Raw genomic sequence first — 23,936 nt, forward strand, 5'->3', positions numbered from 1 at the left:
CCTGCTGGATGCCCCTCGGATCACTCTGTCTGCTTATCATCCGGCACTACAAAACGCTCAGGTTGCTGGGCCACCATCGTCAACATGCGCCATCCCATTACGGCGAATGCAATTGTCAGGATCGGGCTGACAATGTTGAAGAAGGCGTAAGGGGCAAATGTGAGCGCCGGGACGCCAAGCGTCGCCGCCATATAAGCACCGCAGCTGTTCCACGGGATGAGGGCAGACGTCACCGTCGCGCTGTCACCAACTGCACGCGAAAGAACTTCCGGACGCAGCCGACGTTCACGGAATGGTTTACGGTACATCCGGCCTGGGATTACGATGGCAATGTATTGATCTGCAGCAAGAATATTGGTCGCGATTGCGGTAGTGACCAGCGAGAATACCAGCGCACCGGTGGTCTTGGCTGCATTCAGGATAGGACCGATGATCCTGTCCAGAATACCGGCTTTCTCAACCAACCCACCAAAGGCCAGAGCGGTCATGATGAGCCAGATGGTCGTGAGCATATTGCCCATGCCTCCACGGCTTAGCAGCGCGTCAATGGAAGTGTCGCCGGTCGCGCTCACATACCCGTTGGACATAGCGATCCAGACGCCTTTGATGATCTCAAGCACATAAGGCAACTCGGGAGACGCTGCCAGCCCGGTTACCTTGTCAGGTTCCATAATGATCGCATAAACGCCACCAAATAAGGCACCGATGAAGATAGTCGAAAATGGCGGATAGCGAACCATCGCCAGCCCTAAGACCAGCAACAGCGGGAGAAAAGCGAATAAGGAGATATCGTAGTGCTGCTCAATACTGGTCAACGTATCCTGCGCTATAAAGTCCCCAGGCTTCCCAAGCCACCAGAACAAGGCTAGCGAGATGAGAAGGGCAGGGACAGACGTCCAGAGGTTTTCTTTGATGTGCGTGTAAAGCTCTGAGCCTGCCGCCGCCGTTGCCAGATTGGTTGCGTCAGAAAGGGGAGAGGATTTATCGCCGAAGTAGGCACCCGCAAGAACAGCGCCAGCGGTGATTGCCGGGTTCAGGCCCATCTCAGTTGAGATGCCCATCAAGCCAATGCCGATCGTACCGGCAACGGTCCATGAACTCCCGATACTGACAGAGACAAGGGCGCAGATAAGAACGGTCGTGAAGTAAAAGTAGTTAGGGCTCAGCAGTTGCAAACCGTAATACACCATCGCCATGATGGTGCCGGACATTGCCCATGTGCCGATCAGTGACCCAACCGCCAGCAGAATAAAGATGGCATAGAGGCCGGTGCTGACGCTTTCAACCACTGCATCCTTCAACTCATCGAAGTTGAAACCATGATAAAGCGCCACAAAAGTTGCAATAAGCGTGCAGAAGAGAAGTGCAATCTGGTTCGGTCCCGACGAGGCTTCATCTCCAAACAGGTAGTAGGAGAGGGCAAGTAGGGTCACGAGGGAGACAACAGGGATGAGGGCTCCGATCAGCGACATCTTATGGGAAAACTGAACCGGCGCATTGGCCATATGCTACTCGTCCTTTGTATTGTTCCTGTTTTTCTGATGGGCAACTTGGTGCCCAAGGACAATTAAATGCATTTTGAAGAGAAACGCCCCGCGGGTGATACAACCCCGGGGCTTTCATCTCAATAAAATGCGGTGTCGCCTGCATTCATAGCAATCGTGGTGCCTTTCTCTCCCACAATTGCCTGCGGCACGTCAGAAAGAGCGCAGATCACCGCTTGTTTGCCGGTTTCGCGTGCAAATGTCTGGGCAGCTTCCACCTTGGGGCCCATAGACCCGGCGGCGAAACCGTAAGCGTCCAGTGCGTCGGGTGAGGCAGACTTGATGGCGCGCTGGCTTGGGGTGCCCCAATCCAGATACACCGCGTCCGCATCCGTCGCCATAATGTACACGTCTGCGTCAATCTCTTTGGCAAGGAGCCCGGAGCATCGGTCTTTGTCGATCACGCACTCCACACCAACGAGTTTCTTTTCTTCGTTGTACATGGTCGGAATACCGCCGCCACCGGCAGCGATGACCAGAACATCATGGTCCAGAAGCCATTTGATCGGCCTGATCTCGAAAATGTGCTTCGGCATCGGACTTGGCACGACGCGTCGCCATTTGTCTCCGTCTTCACGGATGGACCAGCCTTTCTCCTCGGCAAGCCTCTCGGCGTCTTCTTTGGAGTAAAGCGGCCCGATGGGCTTGGTTGGGTCATGAAAGGCGGGGTCGTTCGGATCAACTTCCACCTGCGTGAGGATGGTGGCAAAGGGTTTCTCGTAGGGGAGCAGATTACCAAGCTCCTGCTCAATCATGTAACCAATCATCCCCACGGTCTCAGCACCCAGCACGTCCAGCGGATAGGCTTCCACATGCTCATAGGCAGCGCCCTGCAAGGCCAACAAACCAACCTGAGGGCCATTGCCGTGCGTGATGACCACTTCATGACCCACGTCATAAAGAGGTGCTAGCGCCTCGGCGGCGAGCCTCGCATTCTTGCGTTGGTTCTCTGCGGTCATTTTTTCTCCGCGCCGGAGTAGGGCATTCCCGCCAAGTGCAACGACAACACGCATTACCGGCCTCCAATCGTCGCAACCATGACGGCTTTAATGGTGTGCAGACGGTTCTCCGCCTGCTCAAAGGCCAGATTGCGATCAGATTCGAAAACCTCGTCAGTCACTTCCATTTCAGAGATGCCAAATTTCTGGAAAATCTCTTCGCCAACCTTGGTCTCGCGGTTATGGAAGGCGGGTAGACAGTGCATGAAATAGGTGTTCGGGATGCCGGTGTTATCAATCAGCTTTTTGTTGACCTGATAATCACGCAGCAACTTGATCCGGCTTTCCCACACATCGGACGGTTCGCCCATGGAGACCCACACATCGGTATGGATGAAATCAACCCCCTTGGTGCCTTCCTCAGGATCGTCCGTAATAGTGATGCGTGCGCCATAACGCTTCGCTTGGGCTTCTGCTGCCTTGACCACGTTTGCTTCTGGTTGCAGGCCCTTAGGGCCGATGATGCGCACATCACAGCCGCACAAAGCGCCCAGCATCAGTAGGGAGTTCCCCATGTTGTTGCGGGCATCTCCAATATAGGCAAAGGAAATATCGTGCAGAGCCTTGGAGGAGTATTCGGTCATCGTCAGCATATCAGCCAGCATCTGCGTTGGATGCCAGTCATCAGTCAGACCGTTGTAAACCGGTACGCCCGCATATTCTGCAAGCGTCTCCACTGCTTGCTGCCCGGCTCCACGAAACTCGATTGCGTCAAACATGCGGCCCAGCACACGCGCAGTGTCCTTCATAGATTCCTTGTGACCGATCTGAGAGCCCGACGGATCAAGATATGTGACGTGGGCTCCCTGATCATGGGCAGCAACCTCAAACGCACAACGAGTACGGGTCGAGGTTTTTTCAAACACCAGACAGATGTTCTTGCCAACAAGGGTCTGCCGTTCTGTCCCTGAATATTTGGCTCGCTTCAGATCACGGGCCAGATCCAGCATGTAGAGCACTTCGCGTTGGCTGAAGTCCTTTAGCTTGAGGTAACTGCGACCTTTCAGATTGAAAGCCATATTCCTTACTCTCCATCTCTCGGATGTTTTGTTGTTTAACGGAGGTTGCACAGACTAAAACTCCACAGCTTCGCGAATGGTCGGGCATGTCATGCAATGCCCACCACCACGCCCACGACCCAGCTCGGCACCGTCAATGGCGATCACTTCCACACCGGCACGTTGGAGCTTCGAGTTTGTGTAGGTGTTCCGGCGGTAGGCAACGACCACACCCGGCTCGATGCAGACAACGTTGTTACCGTCATCCCATTGCTCGCGCTCCTGGTCGTAAGCGTTCCCGCCCGTTGTCACCACTTGCAGTTTACGGATGCCAAGCGCCTCTGCGACAACGTCAAACAGATGGCCTTCATCCTTGCGATAATCCACGTCCTCTGGCTTGTCGCCGGGACGGATGGAAAAGCAGATAATCTCGTCACATACGCCCTGAAAGGCCGTTGCCTTATCCCGGTCCAGCAGCGTGAAAACCGTATCCAGATGCATTGCCGCACGGCTCTTTGGCATCTGGCAGGCGATCACACGCGTTGCCGCATTATTGCGGAACAGTGCCCGAGCGACCTGACCCACGGCCTGTGGGGTAGTGCGTTCCCCCATGCCAATCAGCACAACACCGTTGCCAATCGGCATAACGTCGCCGCCTTCCACGGTGGATTCATGGAAGTCCTCATCCGGATCGCCCCACCAGAAATTCACCTTGCCTTTGAAGTGAGGGTGAAACTTGTATATCGCCGTGGTGAGCAGCGTTTCATTCTTGCGCGCCTGCCAGAACATGGGGTTCAGCGTCACGCCGTTATAGATCCAGCAGGTGGTGTCGCGGGTAAACAGCGTATTGGGCAGGGGCGGGATGACAAAGTCGTTGGGCTCCAGATAGCTGCCAAAAACACCGGTTGGCTTGAAGCCCAGCTCGGCGCGGGCGATGCCGCCAATCAGGTGGTCTGCAAGAAACTTCTCGGGCTGCTCAAGAAGCCAGCCCCGCAAATCTTCCGCCATGCCATAGCCAACCCGGTTGTGCGTGATACGTCGATCCAGCACCCACTTGCGTGCTTCCGGGTCTGCTAGCGTCCTTTCCAGCAGATTGTGCATCTCCAGCACTTTCACACCACGTTCTTCTATTCGCAGACAGAAGTCGTAGTGGTGCTTTTGCGCCTCTCGAACCCAGATCACATCATCAAACAACAATTCCTGACAGTTGCCAGGCGTTAGGCGCATATGCGCAAGCCCAGGGCGGCAAACCATCACTTCTTTCAGTTTGCCAACTTCTGAATGAACACCAAACTCAGTCATGTTGCAGACTCCATTCCAGAATTCCTAGGTTTGAGAGATCAGCATCTCTTTGTGTGTCGCAAAGGATGGCCAGATGAAGGCCTCCTTCACGGAGTTTTCGAGGACTGTCTCTAAACACTGAGAGAAAGTGCAATCGAGATCAGGATGAACAAGATGACGACCAGCGGGATAGAGAACCGGAGCCACTTGTCATAAGGCACCCGGCCAATGGCCAGACCGCCCATCACAACAGCAAATGTCGGGTTGAACAGGTTCAACAGACCGCTCGCGGACTGGAACGCAGTCACCACATGTTCTGCACCAACATTTGAGAACCCGGCCAGCGGTGCCATGATCGGCATGGATAGAACGGCCAGACCTGAAGAGGAGGGAACGAAGAACGACAGCACCAGCTCCAGCCAGAACATCACGTTGATGAAAGCAACCTTGCTGAGACCGCTGACAGCCTGTTCAGACCAGTAAAGGACTGTATCCGTAATTGAACCGGCATCCATCACAACAACAATGCCGCGGGCCACACCAATGATCAGCGCCACAGCAAGTAGATCGCGCGCGCCGTCAAGGAAGTTGTCGACGAACTCATGTTCGCCCTGACGCGCGATGAGGCCCACCAGGATCGAGGCTGCGAGGAAGAGGGCCGCCATTTCGCCCATCCACCAGCCCAGAACGGCAACACCGTAGATCAATAGGGCAAAGGTCAGGACGAAGACTGCCAGGATGATGCCGTGCTTGGTGGTGAAGTCGGGAATATCACTGGTTGAAACACCCTGAAGGAAGTGCTTCTCGTTGTCCTCCTTCATGTCGGCGACGAGGGAGGTTGTATGGTCGGCTTTCACCTTGCGCGCGTAACGCATCACCCACGCTACGCAGACCAGCCAGCCAACAATCAAGATCAGGAAGCGCAACCAGATACCGTCTGTGAATGGTACGCCAGCCGCATTGGACGCGATAACTGTTGCAAACGGGTTGATGGTCGAACCCAGTGTTCCAATGCCCGCACCCAGCATGATAACGGCAACACCCGTCAGGGAGTCATATCCGGCGCGGATCATCACCGGGATGATGAGCGCGTAAAATGCAAGACTTTCCTCTGCCATCCCATAGATCGTTCCCCCCGCAGCAAAGAATGCCATCAATATGGGGATCATCAGGTTCTCTCGCCCTTTCAATCCCGTCATGATCCTGGCAATCCCGGCATCAATCGCGCCTGTGCGGGTCACAACCATAAGGAAGCCACCAATCACTAGGACAAAAACGGCAACATCAATCGCATTCGCCTCGTAGGAAATCGGGTCATAAAGACCCGCTATCGGAGCGAGAAAAACTTCCACCGGACCCTGAGGGCTTGGGTCTACCAGTTGGTAGGTGCCCGGAACAGGAACTTCCCGATCAAGCACCGGGTTGATCACCCGATCGTACTTGCCTGCAGGAACGAACCAGGTTGCAATTGCAACGAGAATGATAAGGACAAACAGTATGGTAAACGCGGTAGGAAACTTGAACTTCGACATTTGCTTTTCCGCTTGGTTATGTGTCGAGTCTTCGAATGCTTCTGCTACCTAAAATGTATGTAGATGCTTACGTCAATAGGTCTTCATTTTCTTGATTAAGGAGTATCATCGCCTTTTTAAGCAAACTGGACGATGTTGTTTGGGAGGGTGTAATCTAATTCGGCGTCTCAACTACCGGTGTAGCTAAAAAGGTCCGTTAAAGAACGTATTTTAACGCGATTTACCGCCAATCACGCAGCAGATTACAATGGAAAATGAGGTTAACACCTTAACTTATCTGAATAAGCGCTTAGGTGAAGCTCAGCAACATGCAGACAAGTTTTTCTGGATCGTAATAGGGCAGTGAAGCCGTGCTGGTCAGGTCTGCACCGATCAGGGAAACGCCTTGTGCCTCCAGTTCTGCCCAGTCAAACTCGGCCGCGTGTTTCTCATCAGTCACAACAAAGTTCAGCAGCTTGTCCGTTGGGGTGTCTTCTCCAGCATCCGCCCGCAGATGCTTTAGTAGGGCGTCCACCGTCTCATTGGGGCTCATCCCAAACTGCTCAGGATCATTCCCAAGGTTGGGAACGTAGACTTTCGGGTTCGGGCTGCGCGCAATGGATTTGCCGACGCCCTTCGGTAGAAGGTTGGCAATCAGGCTGCTGTGAAAACTTCCCGGTGGGTAGCAGATCATATCCGCAGTCTCGATAAGATGCTGCTTCTTTGGCGTGACCTCAATCTCCACCGGATCACCACCCGCCAGAGAACGCGTCAGATAGGTCCGCTTGATCCGGCTGGCAATGGGAGAGGTTTCCTTGCCGGTCATGTTGTGCTGACCCACAATAATCTCGCCAGACTCCAACTCAACCGCCAGATGCAGGCGGGCGTCAACGGTGGCCAGCACCGTACCGAGTGTGTTCACCAGCTTGGAGAACAGGAAGATGATCGGATCGAGCTTCTGGTTGTTGTTCAGATACCCACCAGCAAGGATCAGGTTCCCAATGCTTGCGCCACGCAGATCGAAGTCTGACGGCATCGCGTCATGAAAGAAGGCAAGTTGATGCCGGATCAACCGGCGCATGGGATTAGGAACACGGGCAATAAGCTGATCATGCCCTTCAAGCATATCCACCAGCTCACCATGCAGCTCTTCAAGAGACGCATTCTTTGGAAAACGGTGGGTGAACAGCCGGTAGATCTCCGATTGCCCCAGAACACTCTCATCTGCCAGTGCGATCAAACGCGAGCGCAGGTCCCCAATAGCTGGCATCCCAAACGCATGACGCAAAACAGCCGAGCTCCCGCCGCTATCAAACGGCGTCATCAGGTGAATGGAGTTTTGCGTGTATTGCTTGAGAACGCGCGCAGTCGGGTTGAGAGCGCTTCCCCCGCTAAAGAACAGAACTGCAGGACCAAGTTCCGGCAAGCGCTTGTAGCGACTGATGCGAACGGGATCTGGTAGATTTAGACCGCGTGAAACACTGAACTGCTGCATAAATGAATTGGCCTGACTATAAGATGTTCCATCCCTGTTATCACAGGAGATCTAATTGATTGGTTTACCGCTAAATCGTGCAGCCTACCCGAAGAAATAGCCAGCATCCCCAAAGAATTCGCGGGCAGGTCACCACATCTTCGGTGCCTCGTAGAATTGTCGAAGTATAAACCCTTATTGGATGTTTCGGTAGATCAGTAAAACTCCTGAAAAATTAGAAATGTATATTCGTCACTCGTGAACCAGAGAGACTAAAACTGATAATTACCTGTGGTTCCGACAGATTTAATGGCTATTCTTGATATCAGTATTTGACTTATGCAGGTTCAGAGGATGTAACGCTCTGGAAATAACAAAAAAATAGAGAGAAGAGCATGAGTTCGCAGGCCCGGCCCGTTACTCAACCAGAGACTCAAGAGGCGTTTAAATCCATTCCCGCAGCATTCATGGAAACCGTTGAGCGGGTTGCCAACAAACCGGCATACTTCGTTCGCGGTGAAACTGGATGGGACGCAACGAGCTGGACCGAATATGGCGAACAGGTACGTACCGCTGCAAAGGCACTGCTCGCACTGGGAGTGAACCCAGGCGATACGGTTTGCATCCTCAGTTACAACCGCCCCGAATGGACCATCATGGATGTTGCCGCCATGATGATTGGCGCCGTACCAACCGGGATCTACTGGACCGCCGCGCCGCCGGAAATCAACTACATCCTGCGCCATTCCGAGGGCCGCATCCTGCTGGCCGAAACCAAGGCTCAGCTACAGGGCATTGGCGAGCACGCAGACAGCATGCACCACTTGCGCAAGATCATTCGTCTGGATGGTCACGTTGAGAACCCGGACCAGTACACCTGGGCAAACTTCATGTCCCTCGGGCAGGACAGTCCGGGATTGGAAGTAGAGCTTGACCGGCGTCTCAACGAGATTGAAGCGGAAGATATCGCCCTGCAAATCTACACCTCAGGCACAACAGGCCAACCCAAGGCTGTTCAGATTAGTCACCGTGCAATTCGCGCTGAGTCCGATGCGCTTGATCTGGTGTTCAGGGCCACACCAGCAGACCGCTACATCTCTTACCTGCCAATGGCCCACATTGCAGAACAGTGCGGGACCATCCTTCACGCGTGCGATACTGGCTACCCGGTTTACTACGCCAAATCCGTGACAAGCCTTGGAGAGCACCTTCCGGAAGTCCGGCCCACAGTAACCTTTGGTGTGCCGCGGATTTTCGAAAAGATCCTTGAGAAGGTCGAAAAACAGCTCGATGCTGAAACGGGCTTCAAAGGCAAGCTCATCCAGTGGTCATTGCAAATCAGTAAGGACTGGCAAGCACAGAACCTGAATGGCAAATCCGCTGGCTTAGCTTTGAGCATCAAGAAAAAGATCGCCAACTACCTTGTGCTCGACAAGATCAAACGCAAGATCGGCCTCGACAAAATGCGCATGTTTGTCAGTGGTGGGGCACCGGTATCCATGCGCGTTCTGGAAGGCTTTACAGGTCTGGATATCGTGATCTACGAAGTCTACGGACAGTCTGAGAACTGCGGTGGAGCAACAATCAACGTCATTGGAGCCACACGTTTGGGGTCTGTCGGTAGACCAATGAAAGGTATCTCAATCAAGATCGCCGCTGACGGCGAGATCCTCTGTAAAGGTGATACCAACTTTTCCGGTTACGCCCACGACCCTGCCTCAACAGACGAGATCATGCGCGACGGCTGGCTCTACAGCGGCGATATCGGCTATCTGGATAAAGACGGCTACCTGTTCATTACGGGACGGAAAAAAGAGATCATCATCACCTCCGGAGGCAAGAACATCTCGCCAACCGGCCTCGAACATGATCTCACGGAAATTCCGCTGGTTGAGTACGCCGTTGTTGCCGGCAACAACCAGACATTCCTGAGTGCGCTGTTGACCATTGACCACCAGATGGCACAGCGCTTTGCCTCTGAAAACAACATCAAGCCGGAAGATGTTTTACAGTCAGACCAATTGCGCAGCGTCGTGCAAGCAGGCATCAACAAAGTAAACGCCCGCCATTCACGGGCTGAACGCATTCGTAAGTTTGAGATTCTGCCAAGCGGCTTCTCCATCCAGACAGGGGAGCTGACACCAACTCTCAAGGTCAAGCGTGCCAAAGTGCTCAACAACCACGCCGATGCGCTGGAAACCATTTACAAGCATGATGCGTAAAGCCACGTGCCTTGCACTCATTGTGAAATCAATGCATATTTCATTTGTGTAATATTATTACGTAACATATAACAGCCATCCCTTTCGTGGTGCTGCCCACGGCGAGCTGAGGTGCCTATCGTGCAATTGATTGAAATGGATGGAGTCGGGATCAAACGGCAAGGCCGATGGTTGATCCAGAACGTCTCACTAAATGTGAAGTCCGGCGAAATCGTAACGCTGATCGGACCCAACGGTGCAGGCAAAAGCACAACGGCCAAAACCGCGCTGGGCGTGCTGAAAGCAGACGTGGGTACAATCAAGCGCAAGCCTGACCTCACTGTGGGCTATGTTCCGCAAAAGCTGGCGATCGACTGGACCATGCCGCTCACCGTGCGTCGCCTGATGAGCCTGACCGCAAAACCAACTGCAGCAGAAATCGAGGCGGTGCTGGAGAAAACCGGCATCCCCCACCTGATCAATTCCAATGTGCAGCAGTTGTCCGGTGGTGAATATCAAAGAGCGTTGCTGGCGCGCGCGATCCTGCGCCGTCCGGACCTTCTGGTGCTCGATGAGCCGGTTCAGGGTGTGGACTACTCCGGCGAGATCGCGCTTTACAACCTAATCCTCAAGATCCGGGAGGAGCTCAACTGCGGGATCCTTCTCATTTCCCACGATCTGCACGTGGTGATGGCTCAGACAGATACTGTCGTCTGCCTCAACGGACATGTGTGCTGCAGCGGGGCGCCAGAGCATGTTGCTGCCTCCGATGCCTACAGGCAAATGTTCGGAGATGTAGCCTCCCAGTCACTGGCAATCTACAACCACCATCACGATCACAGTCATAAGGCCGACGGCACAATCGTCCCGTCTAAAGGGGACACTGGAGACTGCTGTAATCATGGATGATTTTATTATCAGAGCCATGCTGGCCGGAATCGGCCTCGCCCTCGTCAGCGGCCCGCTCGGCTGCTTTGTTGTCTGGCGCCGCATGGCTTACTTCGGCGATACAATGTCCCACTCCGCCCTTCTGGGCGTTGCGCTGGCGTTCCTATTGAACATCAACCTCATGCTAGGGGTGCTCGCGGTAACAGTTACCGTTTCCATATTCCTGCTCATCCTGCAAAAACGTGGTTCACTCTCAACAGACGCCTTGCTCGGGCTGCTCTCACACTCAGCGCTCGCACTCGGTATGGTCCTGATCGCCTTCATGAGCGACCTGCGCTTTGATCTGCTCTCCCTGTTGTTTGGCGATATCCTTGCCGTTGGCAATGAGGACGTAATCGCCATTTACGCCTGCGCAGCGGTTATTCTCGGCTTGATGTATTTTCTCTGGCGCCCCTTGCTGGCATCCACGGTCAATCGTGAACTGGCGGAGGCGGAAGGCTTCAATCCTGACCTCACACAGCTTATCTTCATGGTCATGATGGCAGCTATCATCGCAATTGCAATGAAGATTGTGGGCGTTCTGCTGATCACAGCCCTGTTGATCATTCCGGCAGCAACAGCGCGTTGGTTTGCAAAAACACCGGAACAGATGGCCGTTGCCTCTGCGATCATCGGTATTGCCAGCGTTATTCTGGGACTGGAAGGCTCTCTGCAGTTTGACAGCGCGTCCGGCCCGTCTATCGTAGTGGCGAGCCTCTGCATATTTTTGCTGTCATTGTTTGCATCTCGGCTCATAAACGGGGTATTGGCAAAGGACAAAGGGCAATAGCTTGAAAGAATTGGCAATGGCAACCGCAGAATTGAAGCTCACGAAAAACCAGCGTCTTGTTCTGGACCTGCTGTGCTCCTCAGATGCACCCATGAGCGCATACTCAATTCTGGACCAGCTGCGCTCTGAAGGATTGCGCGCGCCGCTACAAGTCTATCGGGCGTTGGATAAGCTCATCGGGCTTGGTGTGGTGCATCGTCTTGAAAGCATGAATGCCTTTGTCGCCTGCGCCCATCCATCATGCCATTCGGTGGAGATGGTCGGCTTTGCAATCTGCGAAACCTGCGGCAAGGCTTTGGAATTTGCGGATAATGATATTGCCGAGATCCTGAGCGGCTGGGCCAGTGCCAACGGCTTTGCAGCCAAATCAACCTCCATTGAGATCAAAGGCACCTGCGCGTCCTGCCAGCAAGCAGCGGAAAGTGCTTCAGGAGCTGAGTGAGAACCGGCGCCGCAGATCAAACAGGCTCGGCACATCGCTTTCTGTGTGATGCAGCTCGGAAGGATCAATCAGTTCTCGGGAAATCCAGTTTGTCGTGTAAAGCAGGGGCTTCTTTTGCTGTCGCTGACTTGGTTGCCCACCAAATCCACTGCCATCTACAAGAATAAGATCGCTGGGAAGTTTTCGTCTGAGTTCCGAAAGGCTTGAGAATAACAGTGATCGGTTCTTGCTGCACACTTGCAATCCGGTTGCTCGCTCCGCCAGACGTGCCAGCATGTCAGGGAAGGAGTTTGTCCGCTCACTCACCACGTATCTGAGGAAAATACCCGGTGAGTAGTCCCCGAACAGGCTTTCTATAGCCTCTTCAGGGTGCACCTCACTGAGGTTGCGGAAGGGAATATAGAGTGCATTCTCGCTGTTGTAGAAGCTTTCGTGACGAACAGTATTAAAGTGCCCCGGATGCTTAGAGGAAAACATGCGGTTCAATTGGTTCTCTTCAGGCTCCAGCTCCTCATTGATCACCCGAAGCCCACCACTATACAGCGGGTCCCCATAGGCGAGCACAAGAGCGCCGGAGATGCGCTGGAAGCTCTGGTCAAATTCTCTGTCAGGGGAGGGGCCGATGCTTAAGAGCAGATCAGATGCGATAAGAATGCGTGTCGGTATCGGACACGTTCCGCCATGATCGCTCCAAATGACCTTAAGGTCGCTCAAACTGGCAAAGTCGTTTGGCTGCACAGTTCTCTAGTCCTTATTAAAGATTGAAGCTCGGCCTTGGGAGCCAATAAAATCAATAATGAGGACTAATTGACCCTACGGCAAGTCGTAGGGCGTGCAAACGATAAATCTGGAGAAACAAATCTCATTCTGTGGCAAGAGCGCTACAGCAACAGCAACTATTGGACTCGCTGCAACTGTAGCGCCTGCAAAAGGAAGGAGAATAACCCGCGGCGAGGAGCGATATTATCGCCGCAGGGGTGTGTCAGTCACGTTTAGGGCGCTGCCACATAGGCAGGCTGCATCGTGGAGCCAGGTGTCGCGCCAGCGCCTGCACCGGCGACCTTGTAGCCATTTACCGCGCGGCGAGGTGTGCTCTTGCTGTTCGCTGACTTGCGATTGCTACCGCGATAATCCACGTTGATGCCAAGCTCGTTGATCATGGCCACCAGCTGAGAGCGGGAATAAAAGCCCAGAGTGCTCAGCAGTGCTGATACGTGGTGCTTCACGGTCGCTTCGGAAATGCCCAGCTCATGTGCGATCTGTTTGTTCAGCTTACCTTCTTTCAGGTAAGTCAGAATGGTTGCCTGACGGCGTGTCAGGTTCGCAAGACCTTCATAGAAATCGATGCTAAACGCATTCTGCGCTTCTTCACAATCAGAGATCAGTTCAACAGTGCCACCGGTCAGGATGGCCTTGAAGACAGAAAAATCAGCAGTCTTTGGAACCGCAGCGCTTGCGCCACGTGCCACGAAGTAATCAGAAAGGCCCGGATTATCCTGCTCCAGCAGCATCACAAGGCTGGAGATCTCGTAACTCTCCAGCAGCGCGGATACAGTACCCAGACCTGGGGCTCCCTTCATGCGAGGGTTTACAAGCACAACTGCGGAAGGGTGAAGCTCTACCCAAGTCTGCAACTCGGAAAAGCTCTTCGTCACAAGTACATTCACGCCATGGCACTCATTGGAGTAGATACTCGCAAGTGCTCTGGAAAATGCCGGATGTGGATCACCAATAATAACAGTGTGCATGGAAACCTTCTCCCTTAGGGTTCCAACAGTGGAATGACGCTCCCGATACATAATTTCTCCTCCCTAAACTATGCACTAAGTGTTTCGTCTTATCTCTTGAAAAAAATACATGCATATGGTTTTTTTACAAGCGTTGTTGTGAGGCTACATGAAAAATAATTTTCCTGATTCCACCGAAACGCGTAAATCGACCCAGGCTGCAAAGAGTGATCGCATGCGTAAGGAGATACTCCTTGCTGCGATCAGCTGTTTGTATGAACTTGGCTATCACCGTGCATCTATTAAGAAAATTACGGAAAAGACTAAATTTTCTCAGGGTGCGCTGCAGCATCATTTCCACACCAAAGAAGATTTAATGGTCTTCGTACTGGAACGTTTGTTGGCTAAATCAGTTCGCTTGACTTTGGAGTGGTTGAACGAAATCGGTGAGGATAAAAGCAGAATTTCCGAGCTGACAATCAAATGGTGGACGAATCAGGCGAACTCTCCAGAGTACCTCGCCATGATGGAAATTCTTGTTGCAGCGCGAACAGAAGATGCGCTGCGTCGTCGCATCAAACCCACCTTTGACAACTTTGCAAGGGTCACTGACGATCGAATTCTGGCAATCTTCGAGAACGATAATATAAGCCACGCCAAGGCGCGCACGCTCATCACAGCCTCACGACAGATGATGACGGGGCTGATCACCTCGGATGGTTTGTTTATGAATGAGGAAGAAAAGCAGGCCTACATTGAGCACTGGGCGACGTTTCTGCAGCAACTTTTCGAGCAAAAAGTTCAAGAAACGATGTAGACTAAAGTCTATGTGGCATCCGGGCGCGGGGCCCGAATGCACGATCTCATATTAGCCGCGATTAGATCAGCTGGCTAAGCTTCATTGCAATGCTCATGTCACCATCAATGGTGAACTTGCCCTGCATGAATGCTGCTGTTGGATCCAGATCGCCAGCAATCAGAGACTGAAGGTCTTCAAAAGAAACACCAATGGTACAATCAACATCCTGATTGTCGGTGGAGATTGAGTTGCCATCAATCACCAGGATACCATCATCACCACAGTCAAACTTGAGAGAGCTGTCAAAGTCGCTGGATTCAACGCGGCCTTTCAGGTCATTTACAATTGCGTCCATGCTCATATTTGTTTCCTCCATCTGGTAGTTTTCAGTATTTAAAAAGCTCGGTCAGATGCCTAAAGTGTCCTACCCACTACTTTACGTGTTACGCATCAGGCATCTTGTTAACGTAAGCGTAATCCAGCATTCGCTGAATGTAAAGAGATCAGATACTGGTTCTTATTGATTACCCATGCTGCCTTAGTAGGAGGCGCCTGCCAGTTGCTCCGCCAGTGATTTCGTCTTTTCAGTTGTAATATCACCGGTATGCTTGGTTGCGACGGGCTCCATCAGCACGATCCAACATTCCTCCTCCGCAACAGGGTTGTGCATTTTTCCCTTAGGGACCACGTGAAAGTCCCCCTCGTTGAGTGTAACAGCGTCCCCTTCATACTCAATCGTGACGCTTCCCTTCACAACATAGAAGAGCTCATCTTCTTCATCGTGCTTGTGCCAGGCGAGATCTCCTTTGACCTTCGCAACCTTAACATATTGGTCGTTCACTTGTGCGACGACCCGAGGGGACCAGTAGTCAGTGACCTTCTCAAACTCAGAAATAAAGTTGCCAATCATAAAAAGCCTCATGCAAACACACTAGTAATGGATATATGGGAGTGTCGCGGGCAGGAACAACATGAGCCATCGCACATTCATTGACGTTTGTTTGCAAGCCGCTATAAGCGCCTCCATGAACAGTCCAAGCACACCCTTTATATACGCGCCGCCCACGGAGCCCTTCCTTGATGTTGTCCATCAGGACGATCAGCTTCTGGTTCTCAACAAGCCGAGCGGCTTGCTGAGCGTCCCTGGCCGCGCAGAGGAGCATAAGGACTGTCTGGAGAGCAGGGCGCAATCAGTCTATTCAACGGCCACCACCATCCACCGGCTGGATATGGATACCTCTGGCCTGCTTGTCATGGCCATGAACAAAGACGCCCATCGTCATGTGGGCCTCCAGTTCGAAAAGCGTATGATACGCAAAACCTACATTGCCCGTGTCTGGGGCCATCTGAGGGCAGAGCAGGGCGAGGTTGATCTTCCCCTGCGCTGCGACTGGCCCAATCGCCCAAAGCAAATGGTTGACCATGAGCTGGGCCGTTCCGCACTCACCAAATGGGAAGTCGTGAATCGCGAGGACAAAACAACCCTCGTTAAACTGATGCCGGTCACTGGACGCTCCCACCAGCTGCGTGTGCACATGCTGGCCCTTGGCCATCCAATCGTGGGAGACCGCTTCTATGCAGAAGGGGAGGCGCTAACCTTCTCAGATCGGCTACACCTCCACGCCCAGACCCTCGAACTGCGCCATCCCATTGGCGGCGAGTACAACACCTTCACAGCATCCTGCCCATTCTTGGATCTATAAGCCGCAGATAAAACTTGGGTTTAGTAAATTTGTAAGAATTAGTAATATTAAATACGAGCAATTGCCTATTTTGCGCGAGTAAGGCGCATTATTCACAAGCACTAGGTGAAAATACCCCTGAATGACCACAGGGAAGTAACTTTGTCGCAGTTTAGGTCAAAGAACTTGTCCTAAAAACACAGAGCTACGAACAGGGCACAGAAACATCCATTGCTTTACCTGGTTAACATATTGAACTGAAAATGGAATATCACTGAATATACGCGCTGAAACTGTATGCAATGCTATGCAAAAAATGACAAGTGTCTTGCTTGTGATCAATTCAGTCGCTGAATGCAGCTCGTAGACACTGAGTTTTATGACATCCTATTCATATATCTCTGTTTTTTGACTTATGTCATGCGCCTGCCACAAGATGTGACCAATAATATCCGTGTCGAAGAGAAGAACAGCTTCCTCCCTTGAACTGTTTTGTGACAAATGCCGATCTGCTGTCACGTTTCGTCTTCGGTTCTTGCCCACGGAGAAGAAAATGCCTGTCACTAATCGCCAAGAACTAGACGCCCTGGTCGCCCGGGTTAAAAAAGCGCAACAAGTCTATGCAACATACACTCAGGAACAGGTAGATAAGATCTTCCGCGCCGCAGCTCTGGCAGCTGCCGACGCTCGTATCCCGCTCTCCCGCATGGCGGTTGAAGAGACCGGTATGGGCGTAATGGAAGACAAGGTAATCAAAAACCAGTTCGCATCTGAGTACATCTACAATAAATACAAGGATGAGCAGACCTGCGGTATCCTGTCTGAAGATGACACCTTCGGCACAATCACCATTGCAGAACCAACAGGCATCATCTGCGGCATCGTTCCAACAACGAATCCGACCTCTACTGCAATTTTTAAAGCGCTCATTTCTTTGAAGACCCGCAACGGTATCATCTTTAGCCCGCACCCACGTGCCAAGTTGGCAACCAACGAAGCAGCACGCATCGTTCTGGAAGCTGCCATCAAAGCAGGGGCTCCGAAAGACATCATTGGTTGGATTGACGTTCCATCTGTAGAACTCTCCAACGCGCTGATGACCCACGATGGAATCAACCTGATCCTCGCAACCGGCGGTCCGGGCATGGTGAAGGCTGCTTACTCTTCCGGTAAACCTGCCATCGGCGTGGGTGCTGGTAACACACCAGTGGTCGTGGATGAATTTGCAGACGTAAAACGCATGGTCGCATCTGTGCTCATGTCCAAAACCTTCGACAACGGCGTGATCTGTGCATCTGAGCAGTCTGTCATTGTTGTAGAAGACGTCTACGAGCAGGTAAAAGAACGCTTCTCAACCCACAAAGGCTACATCCTGAAAGGGAAAGAGCTTCAGGCTGTTAAAGACGTTCTGCTGAAAAACGGTGCGCTCAACGCTGCAATCGTTGGTCAGCCTGCCGCAAAAATCGCTGATATGGCTGGCGTCAAAGTTCCAGCTGACACCAAGATCCTTATTGGCGAGGTCACAGAGGCAAGCGAAGCAGAAGCATTCGCCCACGAAAAACTGTCTCCAACTCTGGCCATGTACAAAGCCAAGAACTTCGACGCGGCCTGCGACATTGCTGAGAAGCTGGTCACAATGGGCGGCATCGGTCACACCTCTGTATTCTATACAGATCAGGACCGCTGCGAAGATCGCGTCAAAGAGTTCGGTCGCCGCATGAAGACCGCTCGTATTCTGATCAACACACCAGCCTCCCACGGCGGTATCGGTGACCTTTACAACTTCTCTCTTGCTCCATCCCTGACACTGGGTTGTGGCTCTTGGGGTGGTAACTCCATCAGTGAGAACGTTGGTCCAAAGCACCTGATCAATAAGAAGACCGTTGCGAAGCGAGCAGAAAACATGTTGTGGCACAAACTGCCTGAATCCATCTACTTCCGTCGCGGTTGTCTGCCAATCGCACTGGGTGACCTTGAAGGCAAAAAACGCGCTCTGATTGTCACCGATGGCTTCCTCTTCAAGAATGGCTACACCGACGAAACCGTTCGTGTGCTGAAGAGCATGGGAATGGAAACTGACGTCTTCTACGAAGTGGAAGCAGATCCAACACTATCCGTCGTGCGCAAAGGTGCAGAACTCTGCCGGACCTTCAAGCCAGACGTGATTGTTGCTCTGGGTGGTGGTTCTCCAATGGATGCCGCAAAGATCATGTGGGTCATGTACGAGCACCCGGAAGTAGACTTTGCTGATCTTGCCCTGCGCTTCATGGACATCCGCAAACGTATCTACAAGTTCCCGAAAATGGGTGAAAAGGCCATGATGGTCGCGATCCCAACCACATCTGGTACTGGCTCTGAAGTGACCCCGTTCGCAGTGGTAACTGACGATGAATCCGGTCAGAAATACCCGATTGCGGACTATGAGCTGACCCCGAACATGGCAATCGTTGACGCCAACCTCGTCATGAACATGCCGAAGTCTCTGACTGCCTTCGGTGGTATCGATGCCATCACCCACGCTACAGAAGCTTATGTCTCTGTTCTGGCCAACGAATACTCTGATGGTCAGGCCTTGCAGGCGCTGAAGCTTCTGAAAGAGAACCTGGTTGAAAGCTACGAAAAGGGCGCAGAGGCACCTGTGGCTCGTGAAAAGGTCCACAACGGCGCAACAATCGCTGGTATTGCCTTCGCGAACTCCTTCCTGGGTGTCTGCCACTCTATTGCCCACAAGGTTGGTGCTACCTTCCACGTGCCGCATGGTCTGGCAAATGCGATGCTGATCTCTAACGTGATCCGCTACAACGCAAACGACAACCCAACCAAGCAGACTGCGTTCTCTCAGTACGACCGTCCGCAAGCCAAATGCCGCTACGGTGACATAGCAGATCACCTTGGTCTGACTGCAGCTGGCGACGACAATGACGCAAAGGTTGAGAAACTTGTTGCATGGATCGAGAACGTCAAGAAGTCTCTCGAGATCCCAGCTGGCTTCAAGGACCTGGGCATCACTGAAGAGCAGTTCATGGCCAAGCTTGATGAAGTCGCAGTGGAAGCATTTGATGATCAGTGCACCGGTGCAAACCCACGCTACCCACTGATTGACGAGATCAAACAGCTCCTTCTCGATGGCTTCTACGGTCGCGTCTATGTAGAGGGCCGCGCGGAGGATGTGGTGGATCTTGCAGAGGAAAAAGCGAAGAAAGCTTCCAAAGCTAAAGCTTAATTCTCGCAGCACACATTGCGGCTCGAAAAAAAGCCCCGGGGCATACGCTCCGGGGCTTTTGCATGATCAAGTCAAAGACTACCTTGTTATGTAATATGGATTATGGACACGCCTTAGTTGCGCAAAAGCCACAATATCTCCCGATAAGATTCCGCGGTGTTCAAAGTCTCTTCCGCTATATCCGTTGATTTGCTTATGCTGGCCGCCTTGTTTCACAACGCGAGAAATCAATTTTGCCTATGTAATCACCGGTCTCTTTTAGTCTATCATTGTTCCGTAACAGACACTCTGTTGCGGCGCGCTTTCTGTTGCGCGGATGGTGGCATGAGACCGGTTTGGCCTCGTGATTTCTGGTACCATCCATGCGCACTTTTGCGCGCTGCTTTTTTTAAAATCCTTTGCCTTACCGTGTGCTGTAACGGCGTCATGCTGTCCATCCGCTTTTTGATAAGTGGAAATCATAAAGCATGTCAAAATCGCTTAAATGCGTCTGGACACTTCAGCCAGAAAACCCACCACGCCCAGTCATTCCTTGCAAAAGCTGCGGCGTTCTAAAACCGTTCAAGCCATCAGGCAAGTTCCGCCTCAACGCAAATGGCACGAAGCTGGACGCATGGCTCATCTACAAGTGCACATCCTGCGATGCCACTTGGAACCGGCAAATCTTCGAACGTCGCGCCCGTAAGCAGATCCCTGCAGACCTCATGGAGGCACTGCAAATCAATTGCCCTGCGCAAGTGAGAAAGGTCGCTTTCGACAAATCAGGCTTGCCCGCCGTTGCCGCACCAGAGGAACGAGAGATAGCCATCACCGTTCATAAGCAAATCCTGAGCGGTGGCGAGCTCGATTGGGCACATCTGGAAATCCGACTGGAACTGGCACTGCCCATAAGCCTGCGGCTGGACAGATTGCTTGCTCTTGAACTCGGTATCTCAAGAAACGCCCTCAGAGACCTCGGCAAACAGGGTGTTTTGTGCGGAGCGGGCGGAACTCCTCTTCAACTGAAGAAGCCTCCCAAAGACGGCACTCTGGTATGCCTGCAACTGACAAACCAGCCCGCTCTGAAGGCACAGCTCAATGCAACGCTGTTCTCTTTGGAAACCGCTGACTAGCCAGTTCGGAACTACAGACCCCGGGGTATAGCTCCGGGGTTTTCCATGGCAAGGAAAGTCAGAGAATGATAGCTTCTCACCATGAAGATAAATCAGCAGCGCTTCTCCTATAGGGAGGACGCCAACGTCCCGGCATTTCCCGATGAAGGCCCAATTTCCGTCATGGACGCCACCTGTGGCCTCTGTGCAAAAGCAGCCTCTTGGATCGCACACAACGATAGGACAGGGGATTTCAAAATCGTGCCCCTGCAATCCGACTTAGGCGAAGCATTGGCACGGCACTACGGCGTTGACCCCACCAATCCGTCCACGTGGCTTTATCTGGAAGCTGGATCTGCATACACATCCCTGGATGCCCTGACACGCGTCGGATCTCGGCTTGGAGGAATATGGAAGCTTCTGATCACCCTACGCATCCTCCCAAGCCCCTTGCAAGACGCCCTCTATTCGCTCGTCGCCCGCAACCGCTACAAGCTCTGGGGACGAACCGATCTATGCTCCCTTCCAGACCCCGAAGTCCAAGAAAGGATCAATATTTGGACTGTTCACTAGGGGTAAACTAGAGCCGGGTTGCAGCGTGGAGACTTGCTTCAATCGAGTTCCGCCCACACTTCACGCAAGGCCATAGCTCTTGAGTTGCTACCGCTTGGCCTTCAAGTGCTTAATCGTACCTTGCTGGAGTTTTCGTGGACCTTGATAAAGTCGCATCGGATTGACTGTTATCGTGTCACCACCTTCATAAATAAAACAATCGGAAGCTACAATAGTTCTGCTGTGCGTCACCTGACCGCAATAAACTGGTACACCTTTCATAATTCGATCTTGAACAAATTCACTTCCAGCTACAATTGTATACTCTACAGCAGGTGCTATCTTAAAGCGGGCGGTTTTTTGGAAAACTATTTTATCATAGCCGTTGGCAGACGGGGTTATCAATTCTCCCTTAGGACTCGTGCAACCTGTGATAGCTACCAATATTAAAACAGTCGTTATAAGATTCAGTTTCATAAATATTCCCGGCTTTTCAAAATGAGATAGTTATTTTTATCTAAATATTTAAAATTGTGCAATCAGCACAATGCTCCTCTGATGGACTATAACTATTCCGACCTTGCTGTGAAGTAGGTCTCGTGCTCGCCTGTTGGTCGGCCTTCCCGCCCTGTTTGAAGCCATCAGGTTAGGCTTCCGCTAGGATGCCGCAGACAATCCTCCAACTATCCTCCTCTAACAGAGTGAAATAGCTGCGGGCTCAAACCCGTAGCTCTCTTTAGAGTTGTATTTGCTTATATTTACCCTGCGTAAAGGGGCGAGGTGGCTATAGTTGCAGGTTGGTACAGATAGAGGACGCGAAACATGAGTCAGAATCAGCATAGTGCCTTCCGGAAACAAGTGGCGGACAGAACTCTTGATGGTTGGGAGCTAGAGGGATGTGCCGAGTGGTTGATTGATCAGCAGGGGGTCGGTGTTTCCATCATTGATACTGAAGGACGACTGCTTTTTTACAACCAGTGGGCAGACAACAAAATGCCCCGTGAGCCAGAGTATCTGGGCCAAAAAGTGCAGGAGCATCACCGAAAACAGATAACCAATGTGCGTTTTGAGGCTATGCTGGATCTGTTCAGGAAAGAGGGCCGAACTGAAGCAGTGAAGTATGTTGCCAAGCCCTATGAAGGGCTAACCATCATCGTTATTGTGACACCCATCATTGTTGAAGGCGAGTTAGTCGCATTCTGTCAGACGGTGCTGGACAAAGATGAAATCCAGGGGATGTGTGAGACTTTTGATGAGTCTGGCAACATCACATTTCAGCGTGATATCTTGCCGGGCAGCGAACCGGGTTGACTACGGCATTTAATGGGGTGCCACCACATTTCTAAGCGCGGTGATAACCAGAAATAGCAACCGCAAGAGAAGCCTTGCCTCCAATAAACAGAAGTCAAAGTTTCATCTCATACGCTCGCCTTGAGGCTAGGTAACCTCGGTTCGCTCTCTCACTGACTAAAAAGTCAGACAGGTCAGCCATTGCGACCAAGTGCAGCCTCAACGCGCTCAGCGACTTCCGGTGAGACCCATGTCTGCCAGAGATCTTGATGTGTTTTCAAAAACTCAATCGCGGCATCATCCGCCGATCCGCCGGTTTCATTTATGTACGCCAAACCCTGAGAAGTAAGAGCTGCCGTTGTGTGATATTTCCTGAAAAAATCCACGAGCTCAGGGGCTTCTTGCACAAACTCGGCATTGGCATAGATATCTACTGCAGACGATGGGTATGCCACAGCTTCTGTTACATCATCTGCATTAGTTGTTTCAAGAAGTTGATCCCATATCACAGGATCATATGCTGGCTCTTCCAGCACTACGAGGTCATCCTGATATTTTCCGAGTAGCCAGCTTGGGCCCCAGTAATAGAAAAAGATAGGGCGTTTGCGTTGAAGACTTGATTCAACTGCAGCCGCGATTGCAGAGCCCGAACCAGGGCGGAAGTTCACAAAATCATCAGCAAGACCATAGGCATGAAGTTTTTTTGTATTTGTTATTTCGCAGACCCACCCAAAAATACAGTTTAAGAACCGGCCTTTATCGGGCTCCTCAGGGTCTGCAAAAATCTCTTTGTATTGCGCCAGGTCAGCAACACTTTTCAGATCGGGGGCTGGTGCATTTTCGCCTTCGACGACATATTTCGGCACATACCAGGCTTGAACGGTATCAGGATAATTGACACCCAAGTTCACGACTTTGTCTTCTTCTTCACCTTCGATTAGGACGTCAGGCAAGTTGCTCGGCCAAACTTCCATAGCAACATCGATATCCCCTCGCACTAGCCCGGTCATTAAAGGTATGTTTGAACCGGGAATGATATCCGTGCTGCAACCATATCCGTTTTCAAGGATAAACTGAGCAACAGACGTATGAAATGCGCTGGAATCCCAATCCAGACCCGCAAATACAAGCGGGCGATCCAGATCGCAGGCAGGTTCGGCCGCCAAGCTTTGACTCGCATAAAATGGAAGGGTGAAAGCTAAACCGATGACCGAATTTCTGACAATAAGCAAAGATCTTCTCCCAAAGAGAGGGTTTCTAGTTCTTCTTGTGCTTCACACATATCTCATCGGTTCAAAGTCTGTTCTAATTTCAATATAGGTTTTTAAGAAAATAGGACTGTAGTGCAACCCTAGAGCGTCATAGATTTTGTCATGGTCACTTAGCACTTCCTCTGATCGAGTAAC

Annotated in this window: 22 protein-coding genes; 10 read left to right on the forward strand and 12 right to left on the reverse strand. The window is 52.0% G+C overall.

Features of this window, described 5'->3' with window-relative positions; genetic code table 11:
• Nucleotides 1–20: 20 nt before the first annotated feature.
• The 6 genes from nhaC to IE076_RS20165 form a co-directional block, all read right to left on the reverse strand.
• Nucleotides 21–1,505, reverse strand: coding sequence for a Na+/H+ antiporter NhaC (nhaC, locus tag IE076_RS20140; protein WP_189438589.1), 1,485 nt, complete (start codon nt 1,503–1,505; stop codon nt 21–23).
• 119 nt (nt 1,506–1,624) lie between these two features.
• On the reverse strand, nt 1,625–2,557 hold the full coding sequence (arcC, locus tag IE076_RS20145; protein WP_189438590.1) for a carbamate kinase: 933 nt from the start codon (nt 2,555–2,557) through the stop codon (nt 1,625–1,627).
• Nucleotides 2,557–3,561, reverse strand: coding sequence for an ornithine carbamoyltransferase (gene argF / locus IE076_RS20150; protein ID WP_189438591.1), 1,005 nt, complete (start codon nt 3,559–3,561; stop codon nt 2,557–2,559). Before argF ends, arcC begins: the two co-directional genes overlap by 1 nt.
• 54 nt (nt 3,562–3,615) lie before the next feature.
• On the reverse strand, nt 3,616–4,842 hold the full coding sequence (locus IE076_RS20155; RefSeq protein ID WP_189438592.1) for an arginine deiminase: 1,227 nt from the start codon (nt 4,840–4,842) through the stop codon (nt 3,616–3,618).
• Between the two features lie 110 nt (nt 4,843–4,952).
• Nucleotides 4,953–6,353: a YfcC family protein gene (locus IE076_RS20160; protein WP_189438593.1), complete on the reverse strand. Its 1,401-nt coding sequence runs from the start codon at nt 6,351–6,353 to the stop codon at nt 4,953–4,955.
• 289 nt (nt 6,354–6,642) lie between these two features.
• Nucleotides 6,643–7,827, reverse strand: a complete 1,185-nt coding sequence (locus IE076_RS20165; RefSeq protein ID WP_189438594.1) for a GAK system CofD-like protein — start codon at nt 7,825–7,827, stop codon at nt 6,643–6,645.
• Between the two features lie 374 nt (nt 7,828–8,201).
• Between IE076_RS20165 and IE076_RS20170 the strand changes: the two genes are divergently transcribed.
• From IE076_RS20170 to IE076_RS20185, 4 genes are all read left to right on the forward strand, one after another.
• Nucleotides 8,202–10,028: an AMP-dependent synthetase/ligase gene (locus IE076_RS20170; protein ID WP_189438595.1), complete on the forward strand. Its 1,827-nt coding sequence runs from the start codon at nt 8,202–8,204 to the stop codon at nt 10,026–10,028.
• 120 nt (nt 10,029–10,148) lie between these two features.
• Nucleotides 10,149–10,916, forward strand: coding sequence for an ATP-binding cassette domain-containing protein (locus IE076_RS20175; protein ID WP_189438596.1), 768 nt, complete (start codon nt 10,149–10,151; stop codon nt 10,914–10,916).
• Nucleotides 10,909–11,724, forward strand: coding sequence for an iron chelate uptake ABC transporter family permease subunit (locus IE076_RS20180; RefSeq protein WP_189438597.1), 816 nt, complete (start codon nt 10,909–10,911; stop codon nt 11,722–11,724). Before IE076_RS20175 ends, IE076_RS20180 begins: the two co-directional genes overlap by 8 nt.
• Before the next feature lie 16 nt (nt 11,725–11,740).
• Nucleotides 11,741–12,166: a Fur family transcriptional regulator gene (locus tag IE076_RS20185; protein WP_189438598.1), complete on the forward strand. Its 426-nt coding sequence runs from the start codon at nt 11,741–11,743 to the stop codon at nt 12,164–12,166.
• Here IE076_RS20185 and IE076_RS20190 read toward each other — a convergent pair.
• Nucleotides 12,152–12,904 carry a hypothetical protein gene (locus tag IE076_RS20190; RefSeq protein WP_189438599.1) on the reverse strand — a complete coding sequence of 251 codons (753 nt, stop codon included), beginning with the start codon at nt 12,902–12,904 and terminating at the stop codon, nt 12,152–12,154. The genes IE076_RS20185 and IE076_RS20190 overlap by 15 nt on opposite strands.
• A 254-nt stretch (nt 12,905–13,158) precedes the next feature.
• Nucleotides 13,159–13,914, reverse strand: coding sequence for a response regulator transcription factor (locus IE076_RS20195; RefSeq protein WP_209009327.1), 756 nt, complete (start codon nt 13,912–13,914; stop codon nt 13,159–13,161).
• Between the two features lie 148 nt (nt 13,915–14,062).
• Between IE076_RS20195 and IE076_RS20200 the strand changes: the two genes are divergently transcribed.
• Nucleotides 14,063–14,710, forward strand: coding sequence for a TetR/AcrR family transcriptional regulator (locus IE076_RS20200; RefSeq protein ID WP_189438601.1), 648 nt, complete (start codon nt 14,063–14,065; stop codon nt 14,708–14,710).
• Nucleotides 14,711–14,771: 61 nt separating this feature from the next.
• Here IE076_RS20200 and IE076_RS20205 read toward each other — a convergent pair whose 3' ends face one another.
• Together IE076_RS20205 and IE076_RS20210 are read right to left on the reverse strand one after the other, a co-directional pair.
• Nucleotides 14,772–15,053 carry an SCP2 sterol-binding domain-containing protein gene (locus tag IE076_RS20205; RefSeq protein ID WP_189438602.1) on the reverse strand — a complete coding sequence of 94 codons (282 nt, stop codon included), beginning with the start codon at nt 15,051–15,053 and terminating at the stop codon, nt 14,772–14,774.
• Nucleotides 15,054–15,230: 177 nt separating this feature from the next.
• The gene (locus IE076_RS20210; protein ID WP_189438603.1) at nt 15,231–15,602 is read right to left on the reverse strand and encodes a cupin domain-containing protein; all 372 of its coding nucleotides are present in this window, start codon (nt 15,600–15,602) and stop codon (nt 15,231–15,233) included.
• Between the two features lie 115 nt (nt 15,603–15,717).
• Between IE076_RS20210 and IE076_RS20215 the strand changes: the two genes are divergently transcribed.
• The 4 genes from IE076_RS20215 (at nt 15,718) to IE076_RS20230 (ending at nt 21,261) form a co-directional block, all read left to right on the forward strand.
• Complete coding sequence (locus IE076_RS20215) at nt 15,718–16,395, forward strand: pseudouridine synthase (protein WP_189438636.1); 678 nt, start codon at nt 15,718–15,720, stop codon at nt 16,393–16,395.
• 532 nt (nt 16,396–16,927) lie between these two features.
• Nucleotides 16,928–19,597 carry a bifunctional acetaldehyde-CoA/alcohol dehydrogenase gene (gene adhE / locus IE076_RS20220; RefSeq protein ID WP_189438604.1) on the forward strand — a complete coding sequence of 890 codons (2,670 nt, stop codon included), beginning with the start codon at nt 16,928–16,930 and terminating at the stop codon, nt 19,595–19,597.
• A 467-nt stretch (nt 19,598–20,064) separates the two neighbouring features.
• Nucleotides 20,065–20,709 carry a DUF1062 domain-containing protein gene (locus IE076_RS20225; protein ID WP_189438605.1) on the forward strand — a complete coding sequence of 215 codons (645 nt, stop codon included), beginning with the start codon at nt 20,065–20,067 and terminating at the stop codon, nt 20,707–20,709.
• Nucleotides 20,710–20,790: 81 nt separating this feature from the next.
• Nucleotides 20,791–21,261 carry a thiol-disulfide oxidoreductase DCC family protein gene (locus tag IE076_RS20230; RefSeq protein ID WP_189438606.1) on the forward strand — a complete coding sequence of 157 codons (471 nt, stop codon included), beginning with the start codon at nt 20,791–20,793 and terminating at the stop codon, nt 21,259–21,261.
• An 87-nt stretch (nt 21,262–21,348) separates the two neighbouring features.
• Here IE076_RS20230 and IE076_RS20235 read toward each other — a convergent pair whose 3' ends face one another.
• Complete coding sequence (locus tag IE076_RS20235; protein WP_189438607.1) at nt 21,349–21,717, reverse strand: hypothetical protein; 369 nt, start codon at nt 21,715–21,717, stop codon at nt 21,349–21,351.
• Nucleotides 21,718–22,062: 345 nt separating this feature from the next.
• Here IE076_RS20235 and IE076_RS20240 point away from each other — a divergent pair, with 345 nt between their 5' ends.
• Entirely contained in the window at nt 22,063–22,551 is a 489-nt protein-coding gene (locus tag IE076_RS20240) for a hypothetical protein (RefSeq protein ID WP_189438608.1), read from the forward strand.
• A gap of 173 nt (nt 22,552–22,724) precedes the next feature.
• Here IE076_RS20240 and IE076_RS20245 read toward each other — a convergent pair whose 3' ends face one another.
• Nucleotides 22,725–23,762, reverse strand: coding sequence for an ABC transporter substrate-binding protein (locus IE076_RS20245; protein WP_189438609.1), 1,038 nt, complete (start codon nt 23,760–23,762; stop codon nt 22,725–22,727).
• Nucleotides 23,763–23,936: the final 174 nt, after the last annotated feature.

This window comes from Pseudovibrio japonicus (genome assembly GCF_014651595.1).
Taxonomy (GTDB): domain Bacteria; phylum Pseudomonadota; class Alphaproteobacteria; order Rhizobiales; family Stappiaceae; genus Pseudovibrio; species Pseudovibrio japonicus.